This window comes from Geomesophilobacter sediminis, from assembly GCF_016458275.1.
Classification (GTDB): Bacteria; Desulfobacterota; Desulfuromonadia; order Geobacterales; family Geobacteraceae; genus Geomesophilobacter; species Geomesophilobacter sediminis.
The window spans coordinates 88299-102289 of sequence record NZ_JAEMHM010000007.1; the positions used below are offsets into that span (position 1 = coordinate 88299).

Annotated in this window: 10 protein-coding genes; 5 read left to right on the forward strand and 5 right to left on the reverse strand. The window is 64.5% G+C overall.

The window, feature by feature from the left end:
* Positions 1-167: 167 nt before the first annotated feature.
* The gene (locus JFN93_RS09765; RefSeq protein WP_199383887.1) at positions 168-554 is read right to left on the reverse strand and encodes a hypothetical protein; all 387 of its coding nucleotides are present in this window, start codon (positions 552-554) and stop codon (positions 168-170) included.
* Between the two features lie 138 nt (positions 555-692).
* Between JFN93_RS09765 and JFN93_RS09770 the strand changes: the two genes are divergently transcribed.
* On the forward strand, positions 693-1115 hold the full coding sequence (locus JFN93_RS09770; protein ID WP_199383888.1) for a PaaI family thioesterase: 423 nt from the start codon (positions 693-695) through the stop codon (positions 1113-1115).
* Positions 1116-1210: 95 nt separating this feature from the next.
* Positions 1211-1738 (forward strand): hypothetical protein, encoded by a 528-nt coding sequence (locus tag JFN93_RS09775; RefSeq protein WP_236021620.1) that lies wholly within the window; start codon positions 1211-1213, stop codon positions 1736-1738.
* Positions 1739-2071: 333 nt separating this feature from the next.
* Here JFN93_RS09775 and JFN93_RS09780 read toward each other — a convergent pair whose 3' ends face one another.
* From JFN93_RS09780 to JFN93_RS09795, 4 genes are all read right to left on the reverse strand, one after another.
* Positions 2072-3148 (reverse strand): rhomboid family intramembrane serine protease, encoded by a 1077-nt coding sequence (locus tag JFN93_RS09780; RefSeq protein WP_199383889.1) that lies wholly within the window; start codon positions 3146-3148, stop codon positions 2072-2074.
* 102 nt (positions 3149-3250) lie between these two features.
* On the reverse strand, positions 3251-4417 hold the full coding sequence (locus JFN93_RS09785; RefSeq protein WP_199383890.1) for an efflux RND transporter periplasmic adaptor subunit: 1167 nt from the start codon (positions 4415-4417) through the stop codon (positions 3251-3253).
* Positions 4410-7658: an efflux RND transporter permease subunit gene (locus JFN93_RS09790; protein WP_199383891.1), complete on the reverse strand. Its 3249-nt coding sequence runs from the start codon at positions 7656-7658 to the stop codon at positions 4410-4412. The genes JFN93_RS09785 and JFN93_RS09790 overlap by 8 nt, the downstream gene beginning before the upstream one ends.
* A gap of 318 nt (positions 7659-7976) precedes the next feature.
* Positions 7977-8177: a hypothetical protein gene (locus tag JFN93_RS09795; RefSeq protein WP_215907729.1), complete on the reverse strand. Its 201-nt coding sequence runs from the start codon at positions 8175-8177 to the stop codon at positions 7977-7979.
* Between the two features lie 530 nt (positions 8178-8707).
* Here JFN93_RS09795 and JFN93_RS09800 point away from each other — a divergent pair.
* From JFN93_RS09800 to JFN93_RS09810, 3 genes are all read left to right on the forward strand, one after another.
* Positions 8708-10030 (forward strand): hypothetical protein, encoded by a 1323-nt coding sequence (locus tag JFN93_RS09800; protein ID WP_199383892.1) that lies wholly within the window; start codon positions 8708-8710, stop codon positions 10028-10030.
* Between the two features lie 248 nt (positions 10031-10278).
* Positions 10279-10974, forward strand: a complete 696-nt coding sequence (locus tag JFN93_RS09805; protein ID WP_199383893.1) for a hypothetical protein — start codon at positions 10279-10281, stop codon at positions 10972-10974.
* Positions 10967-13816: an ATP-binding protein gene (locus JFN93_RS09810; RefSeq protein WP_199383894.1), complete on the forward strand. Its 2850-nt coding sequence runs from the start codon at positions 10967-10969 to the stop codon at positions 13814-13816. Before JFN93_RS09805 ends, JFN93_RS09810 begins: the two co-directional genes overlap by 8 nt.
* Positions 13817-13991 lie beyond the last annotated feature (175 nt).

A 13991-nucleotide genomic window follows, 5' to 3' on the forward strand; every position in this document is an offset into this window, starting at 1 on the left:
GGAGCCACTCCTGGCGCGATCAGCCACGGCCGTTTTCGCCGCCTCCGGCGGATCGCGCCAGGAATGGCGCTCCCACAGAGAAGGTACTTGCCGGCAATGCCCCTTCCGCCGGATCCCCTTCTTGGTCAAGAGCACTCCGCCTGACTGCGCACCCACCGTGATTCCCGTTAAGCATGGGCACAGGGGATGCTCCCTTCCGTGACCAGTTCTTCCAGCAGCCGTCTCGTCTCAGCCCACGTGGTAAATTCCCATACCAGTCCCAGGCGCTTGGTTAGTGCCCGCGCTGCCTTCGCCGAATGATGGTTCCAGTCGTCGCTGCCATCCGGGTCGCCGTTGGCATCCCGCCCGGTGCCGATCGCTTCTGGGGCAATGGCATCGAAAGCCTTGGTGATTTCGGCCAGGGTTTCCGCTTCATGGCGACAGTCGTCACACATGCGGACGCCGTCCGGGGAGAGGTTCACCTCCTCGGGCGCCATGGCGGCTTCGCAGCATTCACACAGGATTTGTTCCGGCTCCCGGTCCCGGTCGACGGAAACGCCTTTTTTCCAGGTCATGGAATCATCACCTCACCTAAGCGGATGCGGGACGAGAAAGGAGGCCTTTCCCTATTTTTCCGCTTTTATTACCGACGTTTAACCCCTATAGTATGCGCTTCCGCTTTTGTAATGAGCAATACCTTGAAGGAGGATGGGATGGACGAGAAGATCAGAGAGGCGATTTTTCGGGAAGTGAGGCAGGAGCCGTTCGCCCAGGCGCTCGGGATCGAGCTGGTGGACCTTCAGGACGGCTTTTCCGCGGTGGAGATGACCTACGTGCCGGAACGGATGAACAATCTGTTCGCCCGGGCCCACGGCGGGGCTATCTTCGGGCTGATCGACGAAGCCTTCGAGACCGTCTGCCAGACCATCGGCCGGGTGACCGTGGCGCTGAACGTCAGCGTGAATTATGTCGCCACGCCGGAGCCGGGAGCACGGCTGCGCGCCGAGGCTCGGGAGCTGACCGGTACCAAGCGGACCGCCAGTTACGACATCCGGGTCACTGACGACCGGGGGGAGACCATCGCCTTATGCCAGGCGCTTGCCTACCGCACCGACAAAACGCTGCCGTTTGTCTAGGTGCTTCTTACCCAACGGTCTCTTCCCCGACCATGCTATACTGGGCTAGGTCGTAAAATCCTGCTGAAAATCTTGATGAGACTGGAGGATAGGCTATGCGAGTGAAAATGCACACGGCATCCGGAGCCGCCTTCCTGCTTTCGGCTCTTTTGGTTACCGCTTCGGTTGCTCCGGCAGCGGCCGAAGTGAACCTCAACATCAATCTCGGTCCACCTCCGATCGCCGTCGCTGCCCCCCCTGAGGTCGTCCTGGTGCCGGGGAGTCAGGTTTACTTCGTCCCCGGTGTCTCGTTCGACGTCTTCTATTACGGTGGCTACTGGTGGTCCCCGCGTGGCGATCGCTGGTACCGCTCTCCCGCCTACAACGGACCGTGGCGGGGGGTGTCCCGTCGTTACGTCCCCGCGCCGATTTTCCGGGTCCCGCGGGACTACCAACGCGTCTACTATCGCGAGCGGCACATCCCGTACGGGCAGTGGAAAAAAGAGCGGAGCGAGCATCGCGAGGGGCGTCCCGGCCGGGGCGGTGAATGGCGCGGCGGCCCGGGCGATCGCGGCGAGCACCGCGGCGATGGCGGCGAACACGGGCGAGGTGAACACGGCGAACACGGGCGGGGCGAACGGTAGCAACCGTCAGCAACGCCGATAGCCGGAACAACGAGAAGCGGAGTCCATTGCGGGCTCCGCTTCTTTGTTTTCATAAGGGTAAGCCGTTTCAAAGCAGGAGGATGGCTGCGGCCGATTCCCTAACAAGCATCCCCATCCTACAGGGTTGGCTTTGAGAAGGGATGGTGCCGGCTTCCCCCCTGTGGGAGCGCCCTTCCGGGCGCGATCCGCCGGAGGCGGTGACAAACTTTGCGGACCATCGCGCCTGGAAAGGCGCTCCCACTGGGTCGGGTCCCGGCACACGAGACGGCAACGTTGCTGCGGTTGGGCGGCTCCCGTTTCAGTGGCCGGTTGTCAATTGTCCATTGAATGTACCGCCAGCCACCAGCTCAGGACGACCACCGCGCCGCTTGCCAAGGAGAGCAGGGCGTTGGTGATCCGCCCCGGCCGCCCGTAGCGTGCCACCACGAATTCGGTCACCAGCCCGAGTCCCGCCCCGGCGGCAAAGCCGAAAAGGTGGGCGCCCAGGTCGGTGTTCTTCCCTTCCGTTCCCATCAACGCGAGCAGCGACAGTGCCGCCGCAATCGGCATGGGCCAGCGCCGCTGCAGGTGGTGTCGGTAGCGGATCAGGTTCATCGCTCCGAGGATCCCGACCGCGCCGAAGACGGCGGTCGAGGAGCCCACCGAGCTGTGGCTGGGGAGCTGGACGTAGGCATTGGCGAGGTTTCCGAGCGCCCCGGAGGCGATCAGCAGGCTCCAGGCCAAGCCGCCGCCGAGCTCCCGGCAGAGATAGATCACGAAGATCCCGCCGAAGGCGAGGTTGCTGAGCAGATGCAGCCAGTCGGCGTGCAGGGTGAGTGCGGTGACCAGGCGCCACCACTCGCCGCGCAGGATGAGCGAGGCGTGGGCGTTGCCGATGTCGACCCAGTCGATGCTGGCGCCGCCCGGGACGGAGAGGTCGAGTTGGGTGATGTTGTGGAAGGTGGCGAGAAGGAAGAGGACGCAGACTGCAGCCAGGGTGTTGTTGAGCATCGGCTTTTCGACGGGAGGGGGAGGGGGCCAGAAACGATTTTCCTCGACGAACTGGCGCAGCTCCTTTTGGGCCGCATCCAGGTCCGGCGCCGGGACCAGCACCTGCCATCCCCACTGCCCCGGGATCACCTGGCTTTTGTAATAGCGCGATTCCAGGACCAGCGCCCACAGGCGCGCCTGGCGCTCGGAAAGCCGCCCGGAGGCAACGCCGTCGATCTGGAACGGGTCGATGGGGAACCAGTATTCCGTCTCCGGCACCGGGGCGTCTTCCGGCCCCGCGTCGACCGGCTCCGCCGGAGGTCGGGGCTCGGCGGGAGGCGGGATCTCCGGGTGCTCCTCAGTAACCAAGGTTATGCCGTAACGGCGGGATTCCGGATTGCGTCTTCTGATACCTGTCATCGTCTGCTGGTGCTCCCTTCCGGATGCTGATCTCGCCGTCGGGGTGCAATATAAGCTGGCGGTTTGGCTTTTTCAATGGCACCACGCGATTTTCCGAAATAATCACCGCGCCCGCGGCCGGCTGGCCGCCGCACCGGTGGCCGCGGCTCCCGTTTCCCCAGCCAGCGTCGGCTGCACCAGGATCCCTTCGGTCATCCCGGTTCCGGGGTTCAGCACCACCCGCTCTCCCTGGGCTACTCCCTCGCTCAGGCTGACCAGTTTCCCGTCGCTGTCTGCCACCGTCACCGGCCGAAACGCGATCCGGTTGTCCGCTCCGACCACGGCGACCGAGGATTTCTCCTTGATCACGAACAGCGCCGAGGCCGGGATCTGAAGGTAGGGGGGCTGGGCGAGGTCCAGGGTGACCTGCACGTACGAGCCGGCGATCACCCGCTGCGGGGTGTTGGGGAAATCGAATTCCACCAGCATGGTCCGCGTCCTCGGGTCGAGCTGTCCGCTGATCCGGCTTACCGTGGCGGGGTACTTGCGATCGGGACGGGTCGCGTCGGTGACCACGCAGCGGTCCCCGAGCTTTACCTGGGAAGCGCTCTTCTGGTCGAGGTAGGCGTAGACCCGCAGCCGGTCGAGGTTGGAGAGGGTGACGATGGCGAGCGCGCCGCTCTGGCCGGTGGCGGCACTTTGGAGCAGGGCTCCCGGATCGGCGTACCGTGCGGTCACGGTACCATCGAAGGGGGCGCGCAGCACGAGGTAGTCGCGCTGCCGTTTCAAGGCCAGCGCGGTCTGTTCGGCAGAGCGGGCGTCGGTGGAGGCGTTTTCCGCCTCCTGGCGCGAGATGATCCCGTCCTTTAAAAGTTGCCGCTCCCGTTCGGCGAAGCGGCGCTTGTTCTCGGCATCCACCAGCGCGGCGCGGTACTGGTTTTCCAGCTCGGGCGAGTAGATCACCGCCAGGAGATCGTCTTTCAGTACCCGGTCTCCCTTGTCCACCCGGATCTCCCGCAGATACCCGCTCACCTTGGCATAGAGGGTGATCGAGGCGTAGGGGACCGTTTCCGCGCTCACCACCAGGGTCCGCTGCTGCGGCCCCGGTTTCACGATCGCCACCGGGACCATCGGTCCCCGCTGCGCCGCCTGCTGCCGGGCCCGCGCCTCGCGCGCCGTCCCCCGGTGCCGCACGACGACCAGGACCACGACCGCGATCACGCAGACGACCAGAATGCCGATTCCGATCAGCCGGACGGTCCGTTTTTGCCCGGCGCTTCTTTCAGTCATGCTGTTCCTCCCCCAGCTCCTGCTGGAGACGTTCGTCCAAAAGGTGCTTGACCGGCTCCTTGGTCCGCAACAGGGAGTAGATCACCGGCACCACGAAAAGGGTCATCACTGTCGCCACCAGGAGCCCGCCGATCACCGCCCGCCCGAGCGGCGCGTTCTGCTCCCCGGCCTCCCCCAAGGCAAGCGCCATCGGCGTCATGCCGATGATCATCGCGAGCGCGGTCATCAGCACCGGGCGCAGCCGCGTCATCCCCGCCTCATAGGCCGCATCCACCGGGGAGAGACCCTTTTCCACCCGCAGGTCATTGGCGAAGTTCACCAAAAGGATCGAGTTGGAGGTGGCGATCCCGACCGCCATGATCGATCCCATGAGCGACTCCACGTTGATGGTGGTGCCGGTGACGGCGAGCATCCAGAGGATCCCCACCAGGGCCCCCGGTACCGCCATCATGATGATGAACGGGTCGATCCAGGACTGGTAGAGCACCACCATCAGGAAGTAGACCAAAAGGATGGCGAGGATGAGGCCGAGCCCCAGGCTCTTGAAGGACTCGGTCATCACCTCGTTCTGGCCGCGCAGGGTGATCTTCATCCCGGCGGGGAGCTTGCCGAGCGAGGCGATCGCCTTGTTGATGCCGCGGGCCACCGAGCCGAGGTCGCGCCCCTCCACGCTCCCCTCGACGTCGAGCACCCGCTGCACCGTGTAGTGGGTGATGTTCTCCGCGCTCAGCCGATGGGTAACCATGGCGACGTTGGCGAGGGCCTGGGTCGGCGCGCCCGGCGGCGAGGAAAGGTTTGCCTGCTGCGCCGCCTCCAGAAGCACTGCGGAGCCGGGGGTGACCGGGAGGTTGAGGAGCTGTTCCAGGCTCCCCAGATATTTCCTCGGGATCTGGACCGCCACCGTGTAGTTGACGTTGTTCATCGGGTTCAGGAAGAACGACGGAGCGATGAGGGCGCTGCTGGAAAGCGAGATCAGGGCGCTTTGCGCCACGTCCCGCTCGGTCATCCCGAAGCGGGCGGCGCGGGCCCGGTCCACGTCGACCTGCAGGGTCGGGTAATCGAGCACCTGGTTGATGTGGATGTCGGCGGCGCCGGGGATGGCGCGCATCGCGTCGCGCATCTTGAGGGCGTACTGGTAGGACTTGACGAGGTCTGTGCCCTCGATCTGCACGTCGAGCGGCGCGGCGACCCCGAAGTTGAGCACCTGGGTCACGATGTCGGCGGGCTGGAAATAGAAACGGCAGCCGGAAAATTCCTGGGGGAGGACGGTGCGCAGCCGGTTGCGGTAGTAAGCGGAGGGGCGGTGTCCCGGCTTCAGCGAGATGCGGATCTCGGCGTCCATTCCCCCGATGTTTTCGGTCTGGACGAAGGCTAAGTTGTAGAAGGTGGGGATCCCGATCATGTCGTTGACCGTTTCCAACTCGTCGGGCGGAATGATGCTGCGGATCCGCTCCTCGACGAGCTCTACGATTTTCTCGGTCTCCTCGATCCGGGTCCCCGAGGGAGCGCGGATCTGGAGTTTCATGATGCCGGCATCGACGCTCGGGAAGAAGTCGGTCCCGACCACGAAGACGAGCCCGGCGCTGACCAGGATCACCAGGGTGGTGACGATCAGCAGGAACGGGCGCATGGCAAGGACCGACTTCAAAAGCGATCCGTAACCCTCGCGCAGCCGCTCGAAACCCCGCTCCCGTTTCTCGTTCATCCGGTGGATGGTCCGGCGCAGCCGCGAGTCCTGCTCCGGCCGGTCCTTTTGCTCGTGCTCCCCGGCGAGGATCATCCGTGCCAGGACCGGGACCAGGGTCCGGGACAGCAGGTAGGAAGCGAGCATGGCGGCGACCACGGCGAAGGCGAGTGGGGTGAAGAGGTACTTGGCCGGGCCGACCAGCAAAACCACCGGGAAGAAGACCACGCAGATGGAAAGGGTCGCCACGATCGCGGGAACGGCGATCTGCTGGGCCGAGTCGAGCACCGCGCGCGTGGTCGGTTTGTCCATGTCGAAGTTCCGGTGGATGTTCTCCACCTCGACGGTTGCGTCGTCGACCAGCATCCCGATGGCCAGCGCGAGCCCCCCCAGGGTCATGATGTTGATTCCCTGGCCGGCGAGGTTCATGGCGATGATGGCGCTGAAGATGGCCAGCGGTATCGAGGCCGAGACCACGATCATGCTGCGCCAGCTCCCCAAAAAGACCAGGATCATGAGCGAGACCAGGATCGAGGCGAGGAGCGCCTCGCGCACCACCCCGGTGATGGCGCCCCGGACGAAGACCGACTGGTCGAAGTCGATCTTGAGCTCCAGCCCGTGCGGGGCGGTCTGTTTGATGACCGGGAGCGCCGCCCGGGTGGCGTCCACCACGGCAAGGGTCGAGGCGTCGGCGTGTTTCAAGATGGCGAGATAGGTGGCGCGGCGCCCGTTCACCCGGACGATGTTGGTCTGCTCGGCGTAGCTGTCCGACACCTTGGCCACGTCCCCCAGGTAGACCACCTGGTTGCCGGTCACCCGCAGCGGGATCGCGTTGAACTGGTCGATCAGCCGCGGGCTCGCGTTGAGGGTGACGTTGTATTCCAACTCCCCGATCCGCGCGGTCCCGGCCGGGATGATGACGTTGGAGTTCTGCAGCGCGTTCACCACGTCGGCCGGGGAAAGCCCGCGTCCGGCCAGGGTGGCCGGGTCGATGTCGATCATGATCTGGCGCGTCTTGCCGCCGAACGGGGCGGGGGTGGAAAGCCCGGGGATGGTGAAAAGCCGGACCCGGATGAAGTTGAGCCCGTAGTCGAAGATCTGCTCTTCGGGGAGCGTGGTGCTGCTCGCGGTGAGCTGGGCGACCGGGACGTTGGAGGCATTGAACTGCACGATGACGGGAGGCTGCATCCCGGGCGGAGCGATCCTGAGGAGGGTGTTCGATACCGAGGCGATCTGGGAGATGGCGGCGCCGATCTCGGTCCCGGGCTGAAAGTAGATCTTCAAGAGCCCGACCCCGGGGATCGACTGGGATTCGATCCGCGCGATCCCGTTCACCGTGGTGGAGTAGGCGCGCTCGCTGATCAGGACCACCCGCCGTTCCATGTCCTCGGGAGAGAGGCCGGGATAGTTCCAGGCGACGGCGACCACCGGGATGTCGATGACCGGGAAGATGTCCACCAGCATCCGGCTTAAGGAAAGGGCTCCCAGCACCAGAATGAGCAGGGCCATCACGGCGACGGTATAGGGGCGTCTCAGGGCAAGGCGGACGATCCACATGCGGTGATCCTTCGGTGCCTCGGGCTACGGAAACGGACTAATGAGAATGGCACCGGCCAATGAAGGAGCTATTTTACCATCGCGCCGGAAATTTACATGGGAGCTAAAGGTTTTGCCGGTAGGGGGGGGAAGCACTGGGGAAAGCCTTTCTCAAAGCCACATTCCCGCCGGGAAAGGGCGTAGCAGGGTTGGTGGGGGATCGGTCCGCCGGTGCCCGTGTCAGGTAAAAAGGCCCGTCGAAAGGGAAGAGGACCGGCCACCTGTGGTGCCGGTCCCCCTCCGTCATCGGCGGGCCTTTTCCGAGCTTATCCTCTGGGTTTAGAGCCGGGTTTTGAGGAGTTCTCTCCCGCGTTCGATCAGCCCTTCGTTTTGCTTTTGGGCTTCCTGGAAGAAGGACTTGGCTTCGCGGTCTCCTTCTCGTTCGGCATCCTGTACGTACCGGTTACAGGTTTCCACCGCCTGTGAGGCGTTGTACAGCACACTGATGATGTCGTAATCCTTGTCTTTCATTTGTGCCATGATGCATCCTCCCCGTTGCAGTACTGGAGTAAGGCAACACTCCTTGGATTAAGCATAGATAATCTGACGGAGGGATGTCAACAAAGTGCGGGGCGGTGGTGATTAAGTACAAGTTGTTGTCTCACTCATTGAGATAGGCCCGCATTAAATACAATCACAAGAACCATTAACTTGTCCTCTTTCCCGCCGGTTCGCTCGCACCTTTGAAGGGATGAATATATTCTGTGGGAGCGCCATTCCTGGCGCGATCCGCCGGAGGCGGTAAGGCCGCTTCTATCCGCGTCAGGAATGGCGCTCCCACAGGGTTGGGCCTTCCGGTCGCCTGCTCGTCAGGAAACTCCACTCCCGGCGCCACCGGTGGTGAAAAAGCTGCCGGCAAAGCGCTCCCATCGTAATTTCACTCCCCTACGTTGTCCCTTTATTTGTGCTCCGATTTGCGCTACTATACGCCACTTTCCGGATCGCCCCCGGCAGCGCCGGCGGCGGCCTCCCCCGCGTTACCTGCATCATCCCCTTTTGGAAAGGTCCCGATGTTACCTGTGGAATACCTGCGCCCCGGCGTCGAGCCCGACGACCTCCCCGCGCTTTTCCCGCTTTTGCGGGCACGCGATGCCCTGAACGCCTTCACCGCCCTGTTCCGCGGCACCGACGAGGACGTCCTGGTACGGCTCCTGGTGCTGCGCGAGATCGGCCAGCGCGGCGAGCAGCCGCTTTGGAGCCCGCAGGAACTCCGCTCCCATTTCGCCTACCTGGAAGAGACCAAGCTGCAGACGGTGCTCCATCGCCTGCGCGATACCGACCTTTTGGTCTACAACGCCGAATCGGCCCTCTACCAGATCGGTCCCTACGGCCGGATGGCGCTTTCCTCCCTGTCGGTCCTGCTCCGCTTCTCGGAAGAGGAAGGGGGGGAGATCGGCTACATCACCTCCCAGGTCGCCGCCAGCCAATCCCTGGGGAAGGTCGCCCACGAGGATCTGCAGCACCTCCTCTCCCGGCTCAACGAGTTGGAGGACGAGTTCAACCGCGCCGTCCTTTCCGGGAGCGAGGTCAGGATTCGGCGCGCCGAGAAGAAACTCGGTTCCGTTCTGATGTGGGTGGAGAAGGGGACCCAGATCATGAAGGTGATCGCTGCCGACCCCGAACTGGACGAGGTGACCCACCGGGTGGCCCAGCGCATCGGCCAGGTGCAAAGCCGGATGCTGCGGATGAGCTCGATCTTCCAACGCACCCTGAACCAGCTGGAGCGGCAGAAGGTGCACCTGGGGCAAAGCGGCCTTTCCACCTCCGACATCCATGCCTGGCTGCGCCTGCTCAACACGAACCAGCTCTGCGGCCTGCTCGGCGACGCGGTATCGTTTCCCGCGCAGCTCGGCTGCCTGTTGGGGGACGTGGCGCTCGACGTGGCCGAGTACGAACTGGTCGACCGGCTGCGCGTGGAGGCCGAAACGGCGACGCTCCCGCCGCCGCAGGAGGCTCCCTCGGCGGAAGCGATACCGATGACCGCCGAAGACCTCTCCCGGCTGCACAACTTTCTCGACGAGCTGGCCGGGGTCATGGAACCGCTCCCGCTGGAGCAGGCGATCCCCGCCGTAGACTTTGCCACCTCCTCCTACCGGCTCTCCCTCGCCGCCTTGCTGGGGGATCCCGAGTCCGGAGCCTTGGACGGCGGGGTGGCCGATCTGGCGCGGCTCCCGGTGGCGCTCAAGCTCACCGGCGGGACGGTCAAGGTAGGCGCCTTCGAGATCGACACCATGAGCGAAGGGGCGATGGTGGAGAAAAAGAAGAAACGCAAACCGGTCGTGGATGCCGAGTCAATCACCGCCGGCGAAACCGTTTCGGCAGCGCCGGCGTAGGGGGGCTCATCCTGTGGGCGCGACACTCAGGCGCGATCGGCAAGAGTAATTCGCGCCAGGAATGGCGCTCCCACTGCGGGTAGGCTGCCTGTACGTCCCCTCTCCTTCAAGGAGAGGGACAGGGTGATGATGGGGTTACCTCTGCAATTCCAAGCCTCCCATCGTCCACCTGTCTTCCCCCATGAAGGGGGAGGGCCGATTTGCCAGAACCATTGCTCATGCAGTGCATTGGAAGGAAAACAAACCTTATGGAAAAACAGATACGGGAACTGGTGGCGCGGCTTTTGGCGCATCAGCACCTTCCCCGGCAGGATCGGCTGGTCAAAAAGGCCCTCACCGACGAGGCGTTCCGACAGGACCTCGATGCGCGGCTGCACGCCTGCGGCCTCAAGTTTCTCGACAATCCCTATGCCGGCGACGTAACACTCGTGCTGGAGCGGGACATGGAGCAGGGGGTGCTCGGCGAGCAGGAAACCTGGATGTCGAACACGATGAACCTGGACCGCACCGCGATCGCGCTGTTGATGGTGCTCTGGTCCCTGATCATCCTCCCCAAAAGGCAGCGCCAGGTCGAGCGCAAGGAACTGGGTGAGGCGCAGGATCAGTCCGAGATGTTCGCCCTGGAAAAGCCGCTGGAGACCGGCAAGCTCGTCTCGGCGCCGGTGAACCGCAACGCGCTCATTGCCGATTTCGGCGACAAGCTCGGCAAGGCGACCAAGATCAAGATGAACCTGGGGACCCTGGCCCGGCTCGGTTTCATCGTGCAGCGCCAGGATGAGATCCACGAAGGACCGCTCCTCGATCTGTTGCTCGACTACCATCAGCTGGCCGGACGGGTCATCGACGGGGCGCTCTCCGATCTTCTGGGGCGCCACCTCGCCGATCTGAAGCCGGCACCGGAACCGGACTGGGACGAAGAGGAACTGGAGGAAGCGGATGTTTAGGCTGCTCAAGGTCGAAGTGGTGCACTGGGACTACTGGGAGCGCTTCTCCCTGCCGCTGGACGCGAACGTCATCACCATCGTCGGGCCGAACGGGTCGGGAAAGACGACCCTTTTGGACGTGCTGCGCACGCTGCTTTGCATCGATTGCTCCTCGGGGCGCGATTACAAGCGTTACGTCCGCAGAAACGACAAGCCGTTTTCCTGGGTGCGCGCCGTCGTCGACAACGAACGCCAGGAATCGGGCTTCCGCCCCTTTTTCCCGTTTCTTACCGACCAGGTGACCCTGGCCTGCCAGATCCGGAAGAAAGGCGGGGACTGGCAGCGCCAGTACCTCGTCGCCGAAGGGGACGTCGCCATCGAGGACCTCGAGGAGTGCGGGACCTGGATCGGGGTGCGCGACTACCGCCAGCGTCTGGAACAGGCCGGCCTCACCCAGGCGATTGCCCACGTCCTCTCCCTGGAGCAGGGGGATACCGACAAGCTCTGCGAATACTCGCCGCGTCAGCTCTTGGAGCTCGTCTTCAGCGTCTTCGGGGACCAGGAGGTGCTGGACAACTACCAGCAGGCCAAGAACGAGCAGGTGGAGATCGGGCGCGAGCTGGAGAAGCTGGAGGAGGAACTGGCCCGGCTCGGGGTGCGCCTGCGCGAGGCGGACGCAAACGTGAACTCCTTCCGCGAATGGCAGGGGCTCAACGCCGAGGTGGACAAGCTCTCCCTGGAGACCCTTCCCCAGGCGGAGCTCGCCGATCTGGCGGAGCGGATCGCCGCCAACCGGGTTCCGGTGCGCAAAAAGGGCGGGGAGCTCAAGCGCCGCCGGATCCGGTTCGACACGCTTCAGGCGGAGCGGGGCGGGCTGAGTTCGGTGATCGAACAGGCGCGCGATCGGGAACGGGAGCTGGACGCGGCCCAGGCTCAGGCCCAGGAGGCGTTCACCGCCGCCCGCGACGCGGCGCGCGACGCCGAAAGGATCCTCAAGGAAAAACAGGCCCTCGAGGAGCAGCTGCGCCGGCAGCAGGCGGGATTCGACGCCACCGCCCTGGCCGCCGAGCAGCGCGAGGCGCGGGAATCGGCGGCGGCCAACGATTTCGAGCTCAAGGGGGTGCGCAACCAGACCCGGGAGGTCAAGGCGCGCCTGGCGGCGCTCAAGTCGGGAGGAAAGCTGGAGCCGGGTTTCGTCCAGGATTTCCGGGACGCTCTCAACGCCGAGGGGATCGCCCACAAGCTTTTGACCGAGATCGTCGAGGTGACCGATCCGGCCTGGCAGAAGGCCCTGGAAGGGGTGCTGGCACCCTATCCGCACATCGTATTGCTTTCCGACCCCAAGGATAAGGCGCGCGCCTGGGAGCTGGGGGAGAAGCATCGCTACCGGCATTTCGTGGTGGCCGAGCGCGCTCCGCTGGGCGCCGCCAGCAAGGGGTCGCTTTTGCAGGTGGTGCGTTTCACCGAGCCGCCGCCGGGATGGCTCGTGGAAAACCTGGACCGGATCCGCCGCGTCGAGTCGGTCCAGGAGGGGAGCCGGCTTTCCTCCGACATCTCCTGGATTACCCGGGACGGCTACCACCGCGAGCGCCGCGGCGGCCGGCATATCGGCGTGGAGCCGTCCAAGTTCGCCTTCGGGGATGCCGCCCGCAAGAACCTGGTTGCGGAGCTGGAAGGGGAACTGGTGACCTTGCAGCAGCGGGAGCGGGAGCTGATCGAGGCAACCGCGGGGCTGGCCCGCAGGATCGACGAGATCCAGGCGCTTCTGGCCGGGGTCGACGCCGCGCAGCAGCTGTCGGCGCGTTCTTCGGAATTTGCCCGGGCTGAACGGGAATTTCCGCAGCTTACCCAGGAGGCCCAGGAGGCGGCGCTGCTTTTGAACGAGGCCCACGCCCAGGCCAAGAACGCCCGGGAAGAGCGCCACGAGATGGAGAAGAAGTCGAGCGGGGTGGAGGTCGAACTGCGCCGGGAAGAGGGGGCGCTGCGCCACGACGAGGCCGAGTTCATGCGGGAGAAACGGCAGCTGGTGGAGCGGATCCTCGAATACCGCAACCGGCGCCGTCCCATGCCGGCCCGCTGGTACTCCGCCGATGCCCTGGCGGCGCTGCGGGAGAACTACGATTCGGCCGAGGCGGTGAAGCGCGATATCCGCCGGCTCAAGGAGCGGATCAGCGAGGGGAGCTGGGTCACTGACGAACAGGTGGTCGGGGTGCGGGAGAAGCTGGGGATCGACCACCAGCACCTGGAGGAGACCATCAAGGTGCGCCGCATCCACCACCACCGGCACGTGACGGCGACCGAGGAGGCGCGGGACAGTTACATCAACGTGCTCAAGGCGACGGTCCGGCGCTACAGCCGCAACGTCAAGCACCTGGGGGAAGTCGCCGCCATCGGCGTCGAGGTCGAGCCGCCGCACCTGGTCAACGAGGATCTGGCGCTGGCCCAGGCCGGGCTCCACGTGAAGTTCAACTTCGACAACAAGGGGATGATCGGGCTCAACGACGGTGAGGCGTCCGGCGGCCAGCAGGTCATGAAGTCGCTGATCCTTCTGATCGGGCTCTTGATGGACGAAAGCCGCCCGGGCGGGTTCGTCTTCATCGACGAGCCGTTCGCCCATCTCGACGTCTTCAACATCGACAAGGTCGGCGCGTTCTTGGAGGCGACCAAGGCGCAGTACGTGCTGACCACGCCGAACACCCACAACGTCAACGTCTTCAAGACCTCCGACCTGACCCTGGTGACCCAGAAACGCCGTCATCCGGAGAAATGGGCGCCGCCGGTGGCGTTTCTGCGCCGTGCGCCCCGCGAATTGAAGCCGGTGCGGGGTAAGAAAGACAAGACCCCGGATGCCACGCTTGATTGAGATTGGGACGACCCTCGATTCGACGATGAGCCGGGAGCACGCCCGGAGGCTCTCCCTTCGCCAGGAGGGATTTGTTTTAATGCAGGTTAAAGCCGACGCCGCAGGTGCCGATTAACCTCTTACGGGGACTTGTGCACCCCATCCTTACCCCCGACCCCTTCCTTGAAGGAGAGGG